12 protein-coding genes and 4 pseudogenes are annotated in these 19,765 nt (G+C 70.7%); 10 read left to right on the top strand and 6 right to left on the bottom strand.

Annotated features, from left to right (window positions below; genetic code table 11):
• Positions 1-313 precede the first annotated feature (313 nt).
• The 4 genes and pseudogenes from ACFWW8_RS26090 (at position 314) to ACFWW8_RS26105 (ending at position 3,874) form a co-directional block, all read left to right on the top strand.
• Positions 314-1,009 carry a DUF4328 domain-containing protein gene (locus ACFWW8_RS26090; protein ID WP_386531812.1) on the top strand — a complete coding sequence of 232 codons (696 nt, stop codon included), beginning with the start codon at positions 314-316 and terminating at the stop codon, positions 1,007-1,009.
• Positions 1,010-1,734: 725 nt separating this feature from the next.
• Positions 1,735-2,178, top strand: a pseudogene (locus ACFWW8_RS26095) (FAD-dependent oxidoreductase); the annotation flags it as partial.
• Positions 2,165-2,719: pseudogene (locus ACFWW8_RS26100) on the top strand (sigma factor-like helix-turn-helix DNA-binding protein); the annotation flags it as partial. The pseudogenes ACFWW8_RS26095 and ACFWW8_RS26100, both read left to right, overlap by 14 nt.
• Before the next feature lie 849 nt (positions 2,720-3,568).
• Complete coding sequence (locus ACFWW8_RS26105) at positions 3,569-3,874, top strand: hypothetical protein (RefSeq protein WP_386531903.1); 306 nt, start codon at positions 3,569-3,571, stop codon at positions 3,872-3,874.
• On the opposite strand, the gene ACFWW8_RS26110 is transcribed toward ACFWW8_RS26105, so the two are convergent.
• A protein-coding gene (locus tag ACFWW8_RS26110; RefSeq protein ID WP_386531814.1) for an IS5 family transposase occupies positions 3,776-4,611 on the bottom strand; the annotation gives its coding sequence in 2 pieces (ribosomal slippage) (positions 3,776-4,233 and positions 4,233-4,611; 837 coding nt in all). The two genes, ACFWW8_RS26105 and ACFWW8_RS26110, sit on opposite strands and share 99 nt — an antisense overlap.
• A gap of 307 nt (positions 4,612-4,918) precedes the next feature.
• On the opposite strand from ACFWW8_RS26110, the gene ACFWW8_RS26115 reads away from it, so the two are divergent.
• Positions 4,919-5,605 carry a hypothetical protein gene (locus ACFWW8_RS26115; protein ID WP_386531816.1) on the top strand — a complete coding sequence of 229 codons (687 nt, stop codon included), beginning with the start codon at positions 4,919-4,921 and terminating at the stop codon, positions 5,603-5,605.
• A gap of 250 nt (positions 5,606-5,855) precedes the next feature.
• Entirely contained in the window at positions 5,856-7,073 is a 1,218-nt protein-coding gene (locus tag ACFWW8_RS26120) for a hypothetical protein (protein WP_386531818.1), read from the top strand.
• 187 nt (positions 7,074-7,260) lie between these two features.
• On the opposite strand, the gene ACFWW8_RS26125 is transcribed toward ACFWW8_RS26120, so the two are convergent.
• Positions 7,261-7,698, bottom strand: coding sequence for a DUF4259 domain-containing protein (locus ACFWW8_RS26125; protein WP_386531819.1), 438 nt, complete (start codon positions 7,696-7,698; stop codon positions 7,261-7,263).
• Between the two features lie 54 nt (positions 7,699-7,752).
• Positions 7,753-8,527: pseudogene (locus tag ACFWW8_RS26130) on the bottom strand (transposase); the annotation flags it as partial.
• A 972-nt stretch (positions 8,528-9,499) separates the two neighbouring features.
• On the opposite strand from ACFWW8_RS26130, the gene ACFWW8_RS26135 reads away from it, so the two are divergent.
• The 3 genes from ACFWW8_RS26135 to ACFWW8_RS26145 all read left to right on the top strand — a co-directional run bounded on the left by ACFWW8_RS26135 (position 9,500) and on the right by ACFWW8_RS26145 (position 11,346).
• Positions 9,500-10,003 carry a hypothetical protein gene (locus ACFWW8_RS26135; RefSeq protein ID WP_386531821.1) on the top strand — a complete coding sequence of 168 codons (504 nt, stop codon included), beginning with the start codon at positions 9,500-9,502 and terminating at the stop codon, positions 10,001-10,003.
• Between the two features lie 672 nt (positions 10,004-10,675).
• Positions 10,676-10,828 (top strand): hypothetical protein, encoded by a 153-nt coding sequence (locus ACFWW8_RS26140; RefSeq protein ID WP_386531823.1) that lies wholly within the window; start codon positions 10,676-10,678, stop codon positions 10,826-10,828.
• A 104-nt stretch (positions 10,829-10,932) separates the two neighbouring features.
• The gene (locus ACFWW8_RS26145) at positions 10,933-11,346 is read left to right on the top strand and encodes a hypothetical protein (protein ID WP_386531825.1); all 414 of its coding nucleotides are present in this window, start codon (positions 10,933-10,935) and stop codon (positions 11,344-11,346) included.
• A 544-nt stretch (positions 11,347-11,890) separates the two neighbouring features.
• Here ACFWW8_RS26145 and ACFWW8_RS26150 read toward each other — a convergent pair.
• The 3 genes and pseudogenes from ACFWW8_RS26150 to ACFWW8_RS26160 all read right to left on the bottom strand — a co-directional run.
• Positions 11,891-12,133 carry a DUF6411 family protein gene (locus tag ACFWW8_RS26150; RefSeq protein WP_386531826.1) on the bottom strand — a complete coding sequence of 81 codons (243 nt, stop codon included), beginning with the start codon at positions 12,131-12,133 and terminating at the stop codon, positions 11,891-11,893.
• 1,175 nt (positions 12,134-13,308) lie between these two features.
• Entirely contained in the window at positions 13,309-13,467 is a 159-nt protein-coding gene (locus ACFWW8_RS26155) for a hypothetical protein (protein WP_386531828.1), read from the bottom strand.
• Between the two features lie 149 nt (positions 13,468-13,616).
• Positions 13,617-14,438 (bottom strand): annotated as a pseudogene (locus ACFWW8_RS26160) (IS3 family transposase); the annotation flags it as partial.
• Between the two features lie 557 nt (positions 14,439-14,995).
• Between ACFWW8_RS26160 and ACFWW8_RS26165 the strand changes: the two are divergent.
• The gene (locus ACFWW8_RS26165) at positions 14,996-19,696 is read left to right on the top strand and encodes a sacsin N-terminal ATP-binding-like domain-containing protein (protein WP_386531830.1); all 4,701 of its coding nucleotides are present in this window, start codon (positions 14,996-14,998) and stop codon (positions 19,694-19,696) included.
• Positions 19,697-19,765 lie beyond the last annotated feature (69 nt).

The raw sequence follows: 19,765 nt of genomic DNA on the forward strand, positions 1-19,765 counted from the left end.
CAAGGCCCGCGGCCGCCAGCAGGACCCGGATGCTTCTGTCCGCGAATCCGCTGAGGCGTACAGGGTGTTCCTTCGGCCTGCTCCCGAGCGAACGGCCCCGGTGCCTGCCAGCACGTCGGCTCTGCCTGACTCCGACGAAGAGCTAGGGCTCGGTGTCGCGACTCAGACCCGCCAACACGCGCCCACCGAAACTGACTGCAGCGACCGCGAGCGCCCACCACACGGCCCGCAGGCCAGCGTTCTGACCTGCTTGACCTGCACCGATTCCCAGGGGCAGACGCCGGTTCCGGCGCTGGGCATCGGGTTCCACCGCGTGCGCACGAACGCCGAGGTCTTCGCGCGGGGTGCGAAAAGGCTCGGGTGCGGCTGGGCGATCGGTGCCTGGTTCGTACCGTTGGCCAACCCCTTTCTGCCGTACCGGATTGCCGTGACCACCTGGGGGTCGAGCACGCCCCTCGCAGCTGGCGGAGGCTACAGCCGGTTCCCATTGACCCTGGTCAACCTGTGGTGGGGCACCTTCGTGCTGGCCCGACTCCTGGGCTGGTACGGAGGTATGTCCTACACCCGTGCCGAGAGCGCCGACGCGGGGCGTGACGCAGCCACGACGATGCTCGTCGGTGACGTCCTCGATCTCGTGGCCGCTGTCCTCGTCGTCCTCTTCGTTCGTAAACTGACGGATGCAGCACGCCAGGGCTGGGCAGGGGCCCGTGGTCGCATTGGCGTAGCGGAAGACCTCCGGCAACGCAGAAGGCAACACGACACAGGCCCACGCAGGCCCCGGTACGTCCAAGTGCTCCACTGCGGCGCATGCGAGCACGTGCTCGAGAACCAACTGCCTGGCAAGCTCAAGCTCCTCATCAAGGCGCTGAGGCACTGCAGGTGGTACATCGCAGACGTGAGCACATACGCCTGGAAGCGAGGTAAGGAAGTCGTCATCTTCACCCACTACAGCCACTTCCCCCATCCGCACGTCGCCGCACCGATCGTCTGGCCCCGAGGAGGATGGTAAATACGCCTGCTTCTGTGACCGCCAGCAAGGCGGCCCCTCGCCGCTGAAATAACCGCCGGCTGCCTCCTGATCGCCCTCGCGATCTACATCGGCAACGACCCGCTGTGGTTCGCTGCCATGTTCGGAACCGGCGCGCTCTCGTTCCTCCTGGACGCGATCCGTCGCGGCCAAACCGGCGCGACCAAGCCTGTCACCCGAACCTGCATCAGACCCATTTCTCCCCACCGCAGGTGAGAGGCGTGGGGTGTCCCTTGATCGGGATATATCGGAGCCGCCAACAGCGGGTTCGACCACCTTGTCCACCGCTGCGCACTGCCGTCCAGCGGCACCGTCACGCTTTCGATGGCGTCGAGCTGCCCCTCGCCTGGAGCAGGCGATCACCCGGTGCGAACCTGCTGGCACAGCTCCGCCCTGCCCGCCCGGGAGCCGCCCGGCGCCGCCCGGTACGGATGGCCGTATAGCCGGCAGGGCAGCACGATCAGGCGCCGCCGGAGCACGGCGGTGCCTGCCCCGGCCTGGGTACGGGCGAGCGCGTCATAGGTGCCTCCCCGGGGGCGCCGGAGCTCAGGCCGACCACGGCATGGCGGCCGAGCACCCGGAAAGTCATCCGCCGGTCCCCGGTCTACCCCCGTGGCCTACGTCACATCCAGTTCCTGTCAGGATTCGGCTCCCTGTCCCGCTCAAGTCACCGAAAGCCCAGCGGAGCGAACCGACAGGAGCATCACATGAAGCACCGCATCGTCGTCCTTGGCGCCGGCTATGCCGGGACCTACGTGGCGGGGAACCTGGCCCGCTGACTGTCCCCGGCCGACACCGAGATCACTGTGGTCAACGCTGTGCCGGACTTCGTCGAGCGGATGCGGCTCCACCAGGTCGCGGCCGGCCAGGAGATCGAAATTCAGAAGCTCGCCGACATCTTCGCGGGCACGGCGATACGGCTGTGCCTGGCCCGTGCCAGCGCCGTCGACCCCGAACGCCAGGTCGTCGCCGTGGCCGGCTCCGACGGCGTCGGGGAACTCGGCTACGACACGCTCCTCTACGCGCTGGGCAGCCACGGTGACGACCGGAGCATCCCCGGTGTGGCCGAGCACGCCTTCGATGTCGCCGCCCGGCCCTCGGCGCTGCGCCTGCGCGAGCGTCTGGACAACCTGCGGGAAGGCGGGAAGGTACAGCCACGCCGAGACGGCCCAGATCCTCGACATCACCGAGTCCGCGAGCCAGCAGCACGTCCACCGGGCCCGGACCCGGGTCGCCGACGAGCGCCGCCGAGGCGCTGAGACCGACCCCGCGTCCGCGCGCCGGGTCGTCGAGGAGTTCCTCGCCGCCGCCGCGTCGGGGCGCACTGAACGGCTCGTGGCGCTGCTCACCGACGACGTGATGGCACTCTCGGACGGCGCCGGGCTGGCCAAGCGGCTCTTGCAGTACACGACGCCCAAGCAGGTTGCCTCGTACGTACGGGCCGGCTTCAAGCCGACGCCGGCGAAGCGGCGGCTGGCAGGCGGCTCGCCCACGTTCCATTTCGCACTGGTCAACGGCTCCCCGGCCGTCCTCGCCGTGGTCGAGCACCGGGTCGTGGGCGCCGTGGCGTTCGAAGTCCGTGACGGGAAGGTCGCGTCCCTGCGTGGCATAGGCGCAGCTGGCCGACTCGCGCGCCTCAACGAAGGGTGGCGGCAGCACGAACCGGACGCGCCGGTCATCGCCGCGTGGTGACCGGACCGGCTGACCATGCCCCGGTCGTACGTACCCTGCCGCTACCTCGGCAGGACGTGACCGCGCAGGTCAGCCGGTGCGGCGGGAGCGGGAAAGAGCCCGCCGGGACGAGCTCCTGGTAGACGGGTTCTCGACCAAGATCACCCGGTTCCATGCTTGTCTACCCGTCGTTGATCGATCTGTCCAGCCGCCCGCTGCAGCACCTGCCTGGGCAGCTCACTGCGAGGCGGCGGGAGAACGGCACGCGGTGGCGATGCCTCCCCACCGGCCGCCAGGCTTTACTGGCCCTGGTCCTCTGAGGTGCGGTGACACCTACGCCTAGCTCGCCGCATGGTTCAGCATCGCGACCGTCTACTGGTACGTACGCGGGGCGATCGAAATCCTGCGCGTCCTCGCACCATCCCTGCCCTGGACGAGGCGATGGAGACGGTCCCGATGAAGGCGTCCGTGACCCTGGACGGCATCCTGCTGCGGGGCGACCCGATCGCCGCGGACATGCCGTGCTACTCAGGGAAAATGTGCAGGTCCTCACTGGCCCGTCGGCCGACTGCTCCAGCCTCGGCCGCCATGCCGGGCTCCACCCATGACCTGGCGGCGGCCGCTCGGAGTCATGGATCGTCGACGCGCTCGTCGCTGCGGAAGCGACAAGGCGTACCAAAGGGCTGGCCGCCAGATCCGGATCCCCTTCCGGGCGTCGCCTGCTCAAGCCATGAAAGCGACGCCACCACAGCAGTCACGCCAAGATCCGGAGCGCCGGGCGAGCCGGCGAACGCTAGAACCCGAGCCCAGAGGTCCGGTCCGCTGCCCATTCAGACCCGCGCTGTCGGCGGCCGCTGTAAGGCTGGTCGGGTGAACGACCGTGATGAGCAGCCGCTGCTGCGGCGGCAGTACGGCAACGGACACGACGACGCCCACCCGGGCCAGCTGTTGCATCAGGCACACGTCGCGCTCGCGAGCGGGCCGTTGTTCGCGGCGCCGCCACTTGGACACCGGCGGCGGCACGCGCCTCTGGGGCGTACTCACGCGAGCCAGGTGTACGACCGCTTCTTAGAGGTCCTAACAAAGGCGTTGGACGTGTCGGTGGGTGATGAGGCAGGTGGCGAGGCCGAGGAAGGCTTCGTGGATGTCATCCCGTCGTTCCCATCGGATGCGTAGGCGGCGGAAGCCGTGGAGCCAGGCGATCGTCCGCTCGACCACCCACCGGTGGATTCCGAGGCCGGATCCGTGCGGGACACCGCGGCGTGCGATCACCGGTTTGACGCCCATCGCCCAGACCAGGCGGCGGTACTTGTCGTGGTCGTAGCCGTGGTCGCCCAACAGCGTGTCGGGCCGTTTCCGTGGCCGTCCGACCAGGCCGGCGACCGAGGGGATCTTCTTCAGCAGCGGTATCAGCTGGGTGACGTCGTTGCGATTTCCGCCGGTCAGCGAGACGGCGAGTGGGATGCCCTGGCCGTCGACGATGAGGTGGTGCTTGCTGCCCGGACGTGCGCGGTCGACCGGGCTGGGCCCGCTTTTGGGCCTCGTCGAGCGGCCCGGACATGGCTGGAGTCGATCACCGCCCTGGACCAGTCGAGCTGCTTGGCCGCCCGCAGCCTCTCGAGCAGGATCACGTGGAGCCGGTCCCAGACCCCGGCCTCGTTCCAGGCCTTGAGGCGGCGCCAGCAGGTCATGCCCGAACCGAACCCCAGCTCCTGGGGCAGGTACTCCCACTGGATGCCGGTATGCAGCACGAACAAGATCCCACACAAGGCCTGGCGGTCCGGCACTCTGGGCCGGCCCGGCTTCAGTTTCGGCCCCGGAATCGGCAGCAACGGCTCGATCAACGACCACAGTTCATCCGAGACAATCCACGGACGAGACTCCCTCTTCCCCACGATGAGACCAACGAGCATCCAAGCCGACAGTCACACCACAACCGGCTTCTGTTAGTGCCTCTAAGGCCGCACCCCAGCCGGCCGAACGTACTCCCCGGCCGGTGCCCGCCCGCCTCCTCGCCGCCCGGCGTTTTACCCGGTAACGCCGAGCAGGTTGTCGGGGCTGCAGTTGCTGGTCGGGCATGGTCTCGGTCGGGGTGAGGGAGATGACACGGATGTTCCTCAAGCCCCAATGCGGTTCCTGATCCGAACGCCTGCGCGGGTCCTTCCGTGCTTGAGAAGATCCGACCGGGGAAGCCGTCTCGATTCGCACCTGGAGGGATCCATGCACCACGCGCGTGCGTTATCTGCACTGGCCGCCACCCTCGTGGCCGCGCTGCTGGCCGTCTCGGGATGTTCAGGGGGCGGCGAGCCCGCCGCGCAGGTCCCGTCTCCCTCGCCCTCCGGGCTCGTGCACTACACGCCCGCCACCGGCTCCGCCGCCCCGGCGGCGAGCCCGCCGCCCACCGTGCCCAAGGAGTGCGTGCAGACCGCCGGAATGAGCGTCGAGCAGCTGACCGGCTACCTGAAGGAACTCCGCAGCACCAGCGGGAACTACCAGACCAAGGGCCTGGCGCTGGACTCCTCCGGCCTGAACTTCACCCCGGAGGACATCAAACGCCCGTGCGAGGCGGTCTCGGTGAAGCTCGCTCACTACTGGGTCGAGTTGAAGAAGACGCGTGAGGCCGACGTCATCAGCGGCGCCCGCTACGAATACTCGTACACCCTGATCGGCATCGCCTCGCACGCGGCTGGCCCGCAGGACGGCCGGGTGCCTGACACCGCGCCGCCGGGGCCCTCGGCCTGTCGTGGCACGGTCTCTGTGACCTACCTCGGCGAGGACCTCCCGCTGCGGGCTCTGCCGTACGACCTGAAACTGGTCGACGCCACCGCCCCCGTCCCGGTTGAGGTGGACGGCGACGGGGTGCTGTCCGCGATCTACGTGTCGCCTCCCCATCCGGATGCGTGCTGACACCGAAAGACGGCGGCCACGAGGGTGCCCGGCGAGCTGATCATCGGCAGGCGCCTGTTCGAACTGCGCGTTCCGAGTCGGTCAATACACCTAGCGGCCACGGCCCTCATTGCCGGGAACCCGGATTGCTCCTGGCAGAGTGAGTACGCTCCGACGCCGTAGCGGCAATACGGCTGACGCGTTGACTGCACCAGGGGGCGGGCCGATAACGCATGGCGGCTACGCCCCCGGCCGGGCAAGGTGTGGCGTGATGAGTTATTACGACGAGACGTCCCGCACCGTGTCCTACGCCCGCCACGACACGCTGGAAGGGCTGCTGCAGCGCGGCCGGGGGCTGGGTGCGCAGCGCGCACGGTGTGCCCCGAAGGCCGCCGCGCCGTTCGTGTACGACGGGATCCGCCAGGACTGGACGTGGGATTCCCAGTGCGACGACCGAGGCGTCTATCAGGCTCGGCTGATCCGGGACCTGAAGCTGTCGTCGGCGCTGGCCGTCGACCACCTGGCGAGGGATGAGGAGGAGTGTCCGCGGGCCGCCGATGTGCTGGAGCTGCTCGCCCTCGCCGGTTCGGACGAGGCCAGGGAGGGGCTCCGGGCATACATCCGGATGGGCAAACACTGGGTGGTGGTACTGCAGTCGGTCGCGGACAGCTGGCCGACCGAATGGTGGGAGGACCTGGGCGACGTCGCACGTGCCCGGATCGGCGAGGAGGAAGAGCTTCCATGGTCCGCCGAGCCGTGGAGCCGGTTCGGGATCGAGACGCCTGGCCGCACGTTCCGTCCGCGGCCGTCCCTCGGCGGGCTCAGCAACGAGGAACTGCTCGCCCTGCTGGCCGCCGCCGGCACAGAGTTCAACACGAAGATCGATGCGCTGCGTGCACTGGCCGGGCGCGAGCCGGCCGAGGGGCTGATCCCGCTCGTACCCTCGCTCGGGCCCCGGGACGGCAGCCGCCCCCTGCCCGCGCTCCGGCGGGCGGTCGACCGACTCGGAGCCCTCGCCTTGCCGGCGGCGCGCGGGTGGGCCGTGGACGGGCGGGAGTGGCTGGCCGGGTTGGGCGCGGACGTCCTGGCCGACCACCCCGGGCCTGAGGCACTACCGGGGCTAGTGGCCGAACTCGCCGAACAGTGGACCGCCCGCACCTGGTGCGGACCCGACACCACAGCGAGGAGACTGGCCCGCTTCGGACCCGAGGCCGCCGACGCGGTGCCCGTTCTGTGGCGCTATTGGCGGCACACCCCGCACTCCTACGAGCGCACCGACTACCTGATGGCTCTCGCCGCGATCGACCCGTCCGCCCTGGACGATGCATACTTCGAGTCGCTCTGGGACTGCGAGGAACGGGCGCGGCTCCTGGCCATCGCCTCGGCAACCCACAACCCGCAGACCCTGCAACGCATTGCCGAGCTCCGCGACGACCCGATGGAAACACCAGAAGTACGGGCCGCCGCCGGAGCACGGTTGGCCCCATGACCGGCCATGAGCTCCTCCTCATGAACACGATCGGTCTCCGCGCGCCGACTCGTGACTGGTGCCGTTGACCGGCTCACCTCGATTAGTGCAGAGAAGACGGCACTTTGCGAAGGGGCCGATCTGGGCTGGCGTTGTTCATGTTCAGCGGTTCTGGCTCGTTCTGTGGTCCGTGACTGTGGGTCACCGATTAGATCTCAAACAGGGCTTCCTCTTGTGGCGGGATCGGAGGGTCAAGGACGTCGCGGAGGCGGGTGATGTCCTGGCGCCACTTCGGCCAGTTCGCGGCTTCGGCCCACAGCTCTGCGAGTTCAGACTGGTTGGAGACCACTTGATCCAGGGCGTCGACGGCGAGCATTCGAAGGTCTGCGGGCAACTCCGGTAGCGGCTCTGAAGGGCCATAGTTCGAGCACAGCCGATCGCAGTCAGAATGCTGGGCAACGACCAGAGCCGCCGCGCCCACGGCTCGCTCGCCGTCGTAGATACCCAGGAAGTCCGCGGGCCCGGCGGCACGCTTGAGCACGCCCCGGATCATGGCTTCGCGCTCTTCCAGTGCTGCCTCGTCCAGGTCACCGGCGAAGTCGGCGGCGGTGTCGTTGTCGAAGGGGCCGATGTCCCAGGTGCCCATGTCTCTCCTCGCGCGGTCGTCTGGGGATCGTCGCACTGGCCACTGACAGTGCGCTCAGGAGGCAAGCAGCACCCGCTTGCGCAGGAGGTTGAAGCCAGCGCGTCCATACATCTGCCGCTTGATCATTTTGATGTGGTTGACATGGCCTTCGACTGCGCCCGAGCTCCAGGGCAGGGTGAGACCGGCGATGACGGCATCGCGGTCGCGGTCGATGCCGGCGGCAAGGGTATGGAGACTGGGCAGATCGTCCTGCCGGACGGCGACGAGCCAGTCCGGAAGACGTTCGCCCTGGCGCTCGGTCAGCATGACGGCGAAGGCGCGGACGTGTCGGGTGAGCGCGTCGATCTCGGGGCAGTGGGTGCGCACGGTTTTGAGCAGCAGTTGTTCGGGCTCGGGAAGGGTTTCCGGTCGCCGGAGCATCCATCCGGCGACCCGTTCGGGGTGAGGGCGGCAGGGCGACTACCGGTCGTGGGGAAGTGCGCTTCTTGTGCAGGTAGGCGCGGACGCGCTGGTAGCGACCCTTGTAGCCGAGCGGCACGATCTCTTCCCACAGCTTCCAGGCGTTGGTGCAGCCCTCGTTCCACCGGTCGTCCAGGTAGGGCTTGTAGTCATCGAGGACCGAGGGCCGGTTCTGCCACTGGCCGGTGAACAGCTCCTCCGGAGCCTTGGCCTCGGCGAGCTGCTTGACGGTCCGCCAGGTCATGCCGAGCTGCCGCTGGACCGAGCGACGACTGTGCCCGGCTTCCAGCAGTGCGTGTACGTGGGCGTGCCGAGCCCTGGTGCGGTCGGCGAAACGATGGCCGGTCGGCCATGGCGAGCCAGAGGAATCGTTCTCCGGCGCAGGCTCCGGATCGGGATCGGGATGGGGGGCGGCCGTAACTACCTGCGGTATCTCTTCCGGTACTGCGTCGAGACCCGATGCGAGACGTTCCTGTCCACGGATACCTGGCGGGATTCCTTGGACGAGCGGCTCCTCGACCACGAAACCGCCATCGACCTCGACGGTTATGTCTGGGGCGCGAACCACCACGAGTTGTACGGAGCCGAGCTTCGTCTCAAGTTGGAGGCTGCCCTCCGCTGGTCGAAGGCTGTCGGGATCGACTTCCATGAGGTTCACATTGAGACCAACGCTCATGATCTGACCTTGGTCTTCTCAGACCTTGAGGTGAGCGAGGTGCCGGTCGGATACGCACCCTTCGTCGCGGACTGAGAGTCAGGATTGGTGGGGTGTCTTTACCTGATCACTCCAGCACTCGGAGAGCGGCGACCGTCCAGCTTCTGCTCGTATGCCACCCCCGAGAGCGTGATGGGTGTGCAGCGTACGGCGAGAGCCAGGCCGCGGGACGCCTGCGGGTGCCGCTGGCGGCGTGGCGCTGGGCTGCCGGGACCGGGCTGGTGCCGCCGGCCGACGCGGGCCCGGGGGAGTGGTCGCGGGCGGTGGTGGAGGCCGCCGGCACGAAAGCGGTATGCGCCGCCCTGCGTGGCCCGGTCGGCGCGGGATGGGCCGCAGACCGCCTGACGGGCGCGCTCGGTGTACCGCTCCCGTGGCGGAGGCCGCGGGTGACCGCGGCCGCGGTCGGCCACCTCGTGCGCGCCGGCCTCTTGGTTCGCCTCGGCGGCGACATCCAGTTCCCGGAAGTCCACCCGGACCAGGTGGAGGCACTGGCCCGCCGCCGGGACCTGCCCGCCCTCCTAGACCACCACGTGCCCCTGGGCCCGGACCAGGCCGCCGTGCGCCTCGGCGTCCGCCGCACCGACTTCGACCACGTGGTACGTCTCGGGTGGGTGTCGTCGGTGGGGCATGGCCGCCGTCGACTATGGGCGGGCGGCCGGGGGAGTGGTGCAGGTCCCGTTGTACTCGGCGGCCGCCGTCGCGCTGCTGCCGCAGACCCGCCCCCACGTCGACTGGCGGCAGGTCCGCCGGACCGGCCCCGGCCACCGCTCCCCACTTGCCGCGCTGGAGCGGGCCGCGCCCGCTGACGACACGGCGTTCCTGGCAGAGGTCGCGCGGATCGCTCGGGTGGGCCGCGCCGTCGTCGTCGCCTGGCGCCGGACCCTGCCCGGCTTCCCCGAACCGGTCGCAGGCACCGACGTGCACCCCTGCTTCGACCGGCGCGCGATTGCCGCCTGGCTCCTTGCCCACCACAAGCTCACCATCCCCCACACGCTCCCCACCGCCGTCCTGTCCGTGACCGGACCGGGAGCCGAGTTCCGCCTGGCCGACCCGGAGTTGTGCCGGCCGACGACGTCGCAGGGACGGACCGGGTGTCCGGGTGGGTGGAGCCGGCCGACGCGGACGCCCTGACGGGTGCCTCAGGTGCGGCGTGGGGGATGAGCGTGCGGCGGCTGGCCGTCCCGGGCGCCGGAGCGGTGGCGGTGACGGGTGACGTGCGGGTGAGTGACCGGGCCGCCTCGGCGGGCGGGTGTACATCGAGCTGTCGTGGTGTCCGTGTGCGCGGCACGCGTGCGGCGGGATTGTCCCCGCTTCCTGGTGCGAGGATCACGGGGCGAGCGCGTCGCCGGTGATGGAGTGGCACCCCGGACGGGGCATCCGCTGCGCGGAGCTGACACAGGCCCGGGAAGGGGCGGCCCTGACCGCCTCTCCGTAGCAGCGGCGCCCCGGCCGGTCGGGCGCGGGCCGGACGGCGGTTAGTACCTGCTTCTGAACATGCTCGGCGGGGACGAGGTGTTGTCCTCGCGTTGAAGGACCGTGTCGTGAGGCGTCCCATCGAAGGAGAGTTCACCATGCGTCGATTCGCCGTCCCTGTGGTCGGGGCCGTCGCCCTGACGGGTGTCCTCGCAGCTCCGGCTCTCGCGGATCCCGTGCCCCTGTACGCGCCCCACACTCGGGCGGCTGCCGAGGTCGGCTCGAACGGAGACCTGCTGAAGACCAAGAACGTGGTCAGGAGTTGGAACGCCGGTTCGGCGCGTTCTGCGTCACCGTGGGCCCGGACGCCGTCGACTCAGCGAGAGCCTGGTGCTGTCCAGCAACGGCCCGGCGGGCGGCAGTGTCCACACCTACACGACTGCGAACCCGACCTGTGGCAGCGACGCGAACACCATCCTGGTCTACGTGCGCGACTCCAATGGTGCCGCCGCCGACGCCGGGTTCAACCTCGCCGTCGTGTAGCAGTCCGGCCTGCCGTAAGGCGCCCGCCGAGCGCTGCGTCACCCCTACCCCCACCCTGCGGCGTGGCTTCTGAGCCGGCCTCCGGCTCTCCAGAGAGGCTCTCTGTGTTCAAGTCCAAGAAGGCCCGCCGTACCGCGCTGATCGCGACCGTTGCCGTCGCAGCCGTGACCGTCGGCGGCATCGCTGTGGCCGACGGCATCGGCAACCCTGTCAGGGCCCCGCACGCCCAGGCGTCCGGCCTGATCTACGCCGATGGGCAGGTTGACCGTGGAACCGGTATCAAGTCGGTGGAGAAAGGCGGCACCGGCATCTACTGCATCCGCTTCACCGATCCGCGCCTGAAGGTCACCAACATCACGCCGCAGACGACGCCCGTCTCCGGCTCTGGCTGGCATGTCGACGTCTACGCGGCCTACGCGGCAACCTCTCAGCGCGGCGACCGTGACGACACCCTCACCGTCGTCACGGCCCAGGACGGCAACTACCACGACGAGGCCTTCTGGCTCCTGGTGCCCTGAACACCGGTACAGGCCCTGTCCTGAGCGCTCCGCACACCGCCGCGGAACCCTGGTCACCTTCCCCATGCTCCCCCCTGTGGCTCGGCCCGTGAGTAGGCGACACTGGCTCCCCGGCGGCGTGCCAACGTCCGGCCGATGCTGCCGCCGCCGGACTCCACCTCTCACATGCACCCGCCCTGCGGAGCGACACCCGCACGCTGCTGAGCGGGAGGCACAGCGCCCCGTTGTAAGCAGTGCGGAAGGAAGTTCACCGACCAGCGCTGGGAGGAGACCATCGCGCACCGGACGGCCTGGAACGCCGGGGACGTGTCCCTGTGCGACACCTGCCGTGCCGACGACGTCGCCCGCGAGGAAGCCGCCGCCGAAGCTGCTCGCCTCCAGGCCGTCGCGGGGCCGGAGCCGGAGGACGACCAAGCGTCGGACAGGAGCCGCGGCCGGTTCCGCCGGCGGACCACGAATCTGTGAGGAGAGTCGGGCCCACCCCAGACACACCGCGGCCCGGCCGCCGACGGGGGTCGGGAGCCGGGCCGATAGGGGCGCGAGGTCAGAAGGGCATGTGGCCCCGAATGCGGCGGCCAGCGGAGCCACTCTTGCCGACCGCCTTCGAACCGCTGCGGAACGGCTTGCTGAAGAGGCGGCCCAGCGGGCCGGGCGCCTTGCCTCCCGCGCGGGAGCCCAGGCCGAGGGTCTTCTGGGTGCCGCGCTCGGGGTGCTTGGAGAGGCGGGGTAGGAAGAACGCCAGAACGGCGAGTACCACGCAGACGGCGATGATTCCAGCGATCATCATGGTTGGACCCCACTTCTTCGATGGTGCGGTGATGCTTCGTCGTGTGACCGCGCATACCCGGCGAACCTTCGTTCACGCCCCGGCTGCCACGTGCTGTACGGCGCAGGCGGCGTCCCCGGGCGTGCCTCATTCCTCATACTCCTGGCCCTGCTCCCCGTTTCTCGGCCTCGCTGCTTCGGAGCGCGAGAACGGGAGATGCGTGAGTCATGCGACGAGTACGGGGCGGGCGGGCCGGCTAAAGGTGTCGGCGGCGGCCTGGCGGTGGACCCTCGCCTCGAGCCTGGTCCCCGCGGTCGGCGCGCGGCCGGGGGAGTGGTCGCGTGCGGTGGTCCAGGCCGCCCACGCGGAAGGGATCCGAGCGGCGCTGCGGGGCCCGGCGGGGGAGTCCTGGGCGGCGGAGCGACTGACCGAGGCGCTCGGGCAGCCGCTGCCGTACGGCCGTCCGCGCGTGACCGCCCTCCGCGGTCGGCCACCTCGTCCGCGCCGGCCTGTTCGCCTACCTCGGCGGTGAGCCGGTCTTCCCCGACGTCCACCCGGACCAGGCCGCCGCCAAGGCGCGCCGCCGGGACCTGCCCCCGCTCCTGGACCGCCACGTCCCCCTCGGCCCCGACCAGGCCGCCCGCTGCCTCGGCGTGCGCCGCACCGACGGGGACCACGTCGTGCGCCTCGGGTGGATCGCTCCCGTCGGCACGGTGACGGTCGCCTCACCGGCCGCCATCGGCTCGTTGAGGAAGACGACCTCCCCCCCCCCGGCGGGGACGGCACGGACCGGTCCCGGCTGACGCTGGTGTACGACGAGGAAGACTTCCTCACACGCGTGGTGAGGGCGTACTGCGGCTGACCCGCCCCCGCGCCCTGCCCGCCCGCTCTGCCCCTGCCTGTTCCAATCTTCTGCTTGGATCGGCGGGGGTGGTCTGCGTTGCTGGTTGGTTGTGACGGTTCAACGGTATGCCGTCAACGTGTCTGTGAACTGGGGTTTTCTGCGTGTTGGCCGGTGTACTGGCCGTTTTCCTGAACCCGCGGGCCTCTGGCGTCGGTAGGAGGATTCGACCGGGATTTGGCGGTAGATCGGTGATCTCGATACCGGTTCGGTGACTGCGCTTATATGGCCAGTTCAGCGGGCCTGCGTTCCGGTTCATGCCAGTTGATTTCATCTCAGATGACCAGGTCTCCCGCTACGGTCGGTTCGCTCCGTCCGCCACCGCGGCGACGAGCAGCTCCACCCGCTCCGCCGTGAGGGCGATGAACGAGCCACGGGACGCGGACGGGCCCTCCTGCGCGCCGGGCGGCTCCTCGGCGGGCGCCGGCTCGGTGCCGCCGTTGGCCTGCTCCACGCGGGCAGCGTGTTGGCGCGGTTGGTGAGCGCGCGCCAGCCGGGCACGCGCAGCTCGGCGGCGAGGCCGGCTGTCTGACCCGCCGCCGGTGCGGGTGCAGTGTCCAGGGCCATGCCGCCACGGGCCTTGACCCCAGATGTTGAACACGTCTATGCGGCTTGGGTCAGGGTAGTTGTTGCTGGTTGGAGGTCGTTCTCGTAGGCGATCGGGGACCGCTGGCCGAGGCGGGAGTGCCGGCGGCGGGTGTTGTATCGGGTCAGCCAGCGGAAGGCGTCGAGCCGCGCCTGGCGCTCGCTCGACCAGGCCTTCTGGCCTTTGAGTGTCTCCCGTTTGAAGGCGGCGTTGAAGCTTTCCGCGGCGGCGTTGTCGGCGCTGGATCCGACCGCGCCCATGCTCTGCCGGACCCCTACTGACCTGCAGATTTCCGCGAAGGCCCTGCTCGTGTATTGCGATCCGTGGTCCGTGTGCATGATCGCTCCGGTCAAGTTTCCGCGGGTCCGCTCGGCGGCCGCCAGGGCCTCGATGACGAGCTCGGTTCGCATGTGATTGGCGATGGCCCATCCGGCCAGCCTGCGTGAGGCGAGGTCGATGACGGTCGCGAGGTAGAGCGGCTTCGCGCCGCTGACCGGCAGGTATGTGATGTCGCCGACGTACTTTCTGTTGACCGCGGCCGCGGTGAAGTCACGGCCTATCAGGTCCGGCGCCTTCGCTGCGGCCTGGTCCGCGAGCGTGGTGCGGTGCCGGCGGCGCAGACGGACTCCCTCGAGTCCGATGGTCCGCATGATCCTGGCGACGCGCTTGTGGTTGACCGCCGGGCCGCCCTGGTCGCGGAGTTCGGCGGTGATCCTGGGGGCTCCGTAGGTGCCGTCGCAGTCCTGGTGGACCTTGCGTATCCGGGCCACGATCCCGGCTTCGACGGTCTGCCGGGCCGCTCTCGCGGCTGCGGTGCGGCGCCAGTAGCCAGAAGAGCTGCAGCCAGGTCACCGAGCACGTCTGACCACTTCAACGAGTACGACGACCTTCGTGCTCAACGTGTCGTCGCACACGAAGCAGGATCAGACGGCATACCGGGATCAACGCTCATGTCCACCAGGAACGTCGCGAGCCTTCACGTACGTGCTCATTCAGAGCGTCGTCCAACACGTGTCCCTAGCCCGGGGCTCTCGGCGGTGCGGTGACCGGGCCGACGGCGGACGGCCAGGGCGTGTGTTCTGCCCCTCTCGCGGCCTGAGAGGGAGGCTGCGGGTAGATCGCCGGATTCGGCGAAAGTGCTCCACAGCAGTGGGTGGCCCGAATAGAGTCCCAGCTCAGAGCCTCCTTCCCCGTACGCGCGGGGATGGCCCCGGGGCGAACCTGACGGGGCCGGTCAACGGCTAGTGCTCCCCGCGCACGCGGGATGAACCCCAGCCGGTCACCGGCTGCGTCTGCCTGGCGAGCTGCTCCCCGCGCCCGTGGGGACGTGCCCGAAGCCGCATCGTCGCCGGTTCGTTGGGCCATCGGATGACGTGCAAACCAGGGGTGGGAGAGCGTGGCAGCGCAGCGTGAGGTCGGAGAGGCGGGCGCGGTCCAGTGGGCCGAGCGGCTGTTCCGTAAGAAGGTCAAGCCGGAGCTGGACGTGCCCGAGCCGCGAGGGGCGGCGGCCACGCGCAAGGCCGTCGAGCGGTTCGGCGAGCTGTACGCCGACATCGAGGGGGTCGTCCAGGAATCCCTCGAGGGAGCGCGCGCCGCGGCGAAGCAGCTGTCCAGCGACCCCCTTCAGGGCCTGTCCGAGGTCGTTCAGAACGCCGAGGACCTCGGAGCCCGCGAGGTCCGGATCATGATCAGCGGTGGGGAGCTGCTGCTCGCCCACGACGGCGATCCCGTGCGCCTGCGCGACGTCATGCCGCTCTCCATGCCCTGGGTGACCAGCAAGGCCGCGGACGCCCGAGCCACCGGCCGCTTCGGCATCGGCCTGATGACGCTCTACGTGTTCTCTCCATGGATCGAGGTGCACAGCGGGCACTACGGGCTGCGGATCGCGGAATCGGGGCTGAGCTGGGCCCCGCCCAGGGAGTTCCCACGCGCGTTGGTGGTCGAGGGGGACGGCGACCGCGCGGACCGCCCCGACCGGACCTGGACCGTCTTCCGGATCCCCCTGCGGACCCGGCGCCTGGCCCCGTCCGATGTGGACGCATGGCTGCGGACCTGGGGCCACGCGGCCCTCCTCTTCCTCCGCAGCGTCTCCCGGGTCACCCACCTGGACCCGAAGGGCCGGGTACGTCCGAGTCTCGGTCTGGAGCGGGTCCCGGACGGTGGTTTCACCGCTGAAGTAGCCGGCCAGGGCGTCGAGGTGGACGTGGCGCAGGTACGCGACCCCGACGGTCTCCACTGGCAGGTCTGCCGCGCCACCGTGGCGACACCGCCCGGCGTCGCCCCCATGCGCAAGGCCGCGGCCGAGACCGTCGACCTCGGCGTCGCGGTGCCGGTGGGCGGGGCGAAGGGGTCCGTCGGGCACGTCCACGTGGGTCTCCCCGTGACGGGACTCGCACTTCCCCTGCGCCTGCACGCGCCGTTCGATCCGCTGCCCAACCGCCAGGGCCTGTCGCAGACCGACTGGAACGACGCCCTCGTCGCCCGGGTCGCCGATCTCTGGGCCGCGGCGCTGGTGGACCGGTTCCACCGGGACCCGGCCACGGCGTGGCCCGTGCTGCCCCTGCCGACCTCCGGAGAGGTGCGGGAGGGCGGCGACCGCGAAAGCGCGGCCGTGGTGACCGCGCTGGAGCAGGCGGTGCTGGCTCGCTCGCGCGCGCAGGTGTGCGCACGGATGACTGTCGAGGTTCCCGGCAGGGGCCCGATGAGCCCGGGGGAGCTGGCTCTCGAGGTAGCGGCACTGACCGGCGTGCTCACGGAAGCCGACGTCGAACGGGTCGCCGACCGCCCCGCCCTGCCGGTCGCCGCGCGTGACGACGCCGGCCGCTACCGCGAGGTCCTCGCCGATTGGAAGACGCACGGCGCCGGCGCCGACGGCAGTCCTCCCGCACCGCGGACGGTCGACGTCTGGGACGCGATGGTGCTCCTGCGAGACCAGGACCGCCCGCTGGAGGCGGCCGTGGAACTGGCCGCCGTGGGCGTCGCCGACGGCGCGTCGGCCCACCGCCTCGCCACCTACGCCTGGCTGGTCGATGACGTCGGCGTGTACCACCGGCCACCGGGCCAGTCCGACCTGCGGATGTTCACGTCCGGCCGCGGCGGCCTGGCGGCCGGACTCGGCTTCGCGCACGTCCTGCATCCCGTCTTCCTCGCCGACACCCCTGCCGCCACCGCGGTCCGCAACTGGCTGCGAGCAATGGCCGCCCTGCTGACGGAGGACGACCCGGCCGCCGTCCTGCGCCGACTGTCCGCGTACGGACGCAGGCGATTCGGCAGCTCGGCCCTCGCGCTCACCGACGAGCAACTCGTCCAGCTCAAGGACGCCTTCGACCGGGTCCCGGACGGCGACCGGCGCAACCTCGGCCCCGGAGTGGGTATGGCCGTACTACTCAAGGCCCGCCAGTACGACGACGCCGGCACCCCGCAGGAGGGCGTCGCCCCGCCGGCGCAGGCCTACCTCCCCACGGGCATCGAGGGCACCGACCGCCTGGAGAGCTTCGCCCATGCGGCGGGAACCACCCCGGGCCTGTGGTGGATCCGTCCCCGCTACCACCAGGTGCTGCGCTCCGGCGGAGCGGCCGGCGGACTGAGCCCGCAGGCCTTCCTGCGCCTCCTCGGAGCCGAGGGCGCACCACGGCTCCGCGAGCATGCGCAACAGGTCTGGCGCCTCCACCGGAACGGGCTGGCGCCGAACGTCCTCGGCACGCCCGCCGGCCGCACCCGGGCCATGGCCGGGAGCGAGTTCACGCTCGATGACCTGACGAGCCCGGACCTGGCCGCGGTCGCCCGCAGCATCGCCGCCGACCCGGATCCCGTCGCGCGCAGGCAGCGGGCGATCGCACTGATCCGCGTCCTGGCCCGGACCTGGGGAAGCAGGTTCGCCGGCCATGAGCGGGTGGAGCACGGAGACGCCAACCGCAGGTGGTACCTGAAGCCGAGCATTCCGGCCTTCTGGCTCTGGCAGCTGCGGGAGATCCCCTGGCTGGACAACGACCTGGGCGAGGCCACGGCGCCGGGTGACGGCCTGCGCCTGCGGACGACGGGCACCACCGCCGTCTACGGCGCCGACCCCGCGGGCTTTCTCCACCGTGACGTCCAGCAGGCCGTCGGGCGCCGCGCGGACGTCCTGCGCGCCCTGGGCATCGGCGGCGAGCCGACCGTCGGCGACATCCTGGCGCACCTGCGCAAGAACCGTGAGGCGGAGCGGGCGGGAGGTGCGCGGGACGTGGCCGGGGCGCGGATCCTCTACGAAGCCCTGGCGGAACGGATGGCCGCGCCGGCCGCGGCCGGGTCCACCGCCTCCGCCACCACGACCACCCCTGCGTCGCCGGACGGCGTCGTGCCGCGGGAACTCGTGGCCGCCTTCGCCGCGGGGGACGGCCTCGTCCTCACCGCCGTCGGCTGGCGCAGGCCCGCTCAGTGCCTGCGCGGGACGCCGCTCTTCGGCCGCCTGCGGGCCTTCGCGCCCACCGTTCGGTGCGGCGAGGCGCTCTGGAGGGCGGTGGGAGTGCGGGAGCCCGACGCCGACGACGCCGTCGGCGTCATCAAGGAACTGGCTCCCGCAACGACCGCCGAACGGTCGGTCGAGCCCTCCGCCGCCGATCAGACCGTGTTGCTGCAGTCACTTCAGTTCCTCCAGAACCTCGCGGCGCACGACCCCAACCAACTGGCAGGGCTACGGCTCGATCGGCTTCCGCTGTGGACCGGCCGGGGGTGGGTGACCCAGCGCCCGGTCTACGCGGTCGAGGACGAGTCCGTGGTCGCAGGCCTCGCCGCGGTCCTGGCTCACGACGTCGCCATCTGGCGTCCGGGCGCGGAACTCGAGCACTTCCGCGAGTTGCTGCCCCGCCTGCGCGTCGCCTGCCTGGGGAGGGACGAGGTACGGCCGCTCGTGCCGGGGGACGGCGGTGAGCCCGCACCCCGGGCCGCGGCCCTGGTCGCGGCCGCCGTCGGCCATCTCCACGAGGACCTGCAGCGCAACGACCCCGGGGCGGCCCGCGAGATCCTGGGCTCCTGGGACGAACTGGCCGGCCTGGCCGTACGGGTGGCCCCCGAGCTGACCTGCACGGTCACGTTCCCCGCACCGCGGGCCGGAGTGGCGGTTCCCGCTCCGGCAGAGGTGCCCATGGACCTGGCGGTCGACTGGCAGACGGCCACCCTCTACACCCGTGACCTCGCCCACCTCGCACGGCCGGGTACCGGGCGAGCCCTGGCCGCGGGCTTCCGCGGACACCGCAGGGCGGTCGCCCAGGCATGGTGCGAGGCATGGGAGAAGGCCACCGCGGGCATGGACACGACGCAGATCGTCCGGGCCGAGGATCTGGCCCGCGCGGAGGAGGCGGCCGCCCAGGAGGTACGGGCACAGCGCCTCGCGGCGTTCCGACAGGAGACGGCCGCGGCCGCGGACAAGCAGCCCAAGCCGCCTCAGGCCGGCGGCGCGACGGCGAGCCGGCCGCCTGCCGCCCCCGGCACGATGAACCGCGCCGTGGGGCGTCTGGTCAACACGGACGGACTGAAGGTCGTACGGGACCGGGTGCAGCTCACCCCGCCCCGTGCTCCGCGCCCCGCCCAGCCGCCGACGACCGCACCGGCCCGCCCCACGCTTTCCGAGCCACGCGCGAACACGGCGCCGCCGCGCCAGCGGAGCGCGCCGGTCTCGTACACGCCGGTGGACCAGGAGGACGCCGCCATGACCGTCGTACGCAAGATCCTGGCCGGGGACGACGCACGCCTGCGCGACCTGCGGACGCAACGGGGTCTGGGCGCGGACGCGGTGGACGAACTGGGCCGGTTCTACGAGGTGAAGTCCGTCCGCAAGAAGGAGCGCGACTCCGTCACGGTGACGCCGCACGAGTGGGAGCGCGCCAGGACGGAGAAGGACTTCTTCCTGGTGGTCGTCTCGGGCCTGGACTCGCAGGCGGAGCAGACCGTGGCGCGCTTCATCCTCGACCCGTACGAGCAACTCACGGCCCGCCCCAGCCCGAACATCGTCCTGAGCGGCATCCGGGCGGCCTGCCAGAGTCTGCGCTACACCCTGGAGCCGGGGGAGGGGTCCAGCCAAGGTGATCACGATAGGGGCAACGGGATCCGCGACCAGTGAACCGCGGGGGCGACACGCGCCCGGTCGTGGCGGCCGACGGTGCGGGCAAGAAACAGAAACCGAAGGACG

Source organism: Streptomyces sp. NPDC058701 (genome assembly GCF_042715295.1).
Lineage (GTDB): Bacteria > Actinomycetota > Actinomycetes > Streptomycetales > Streptomycetaceae > Streptomyces.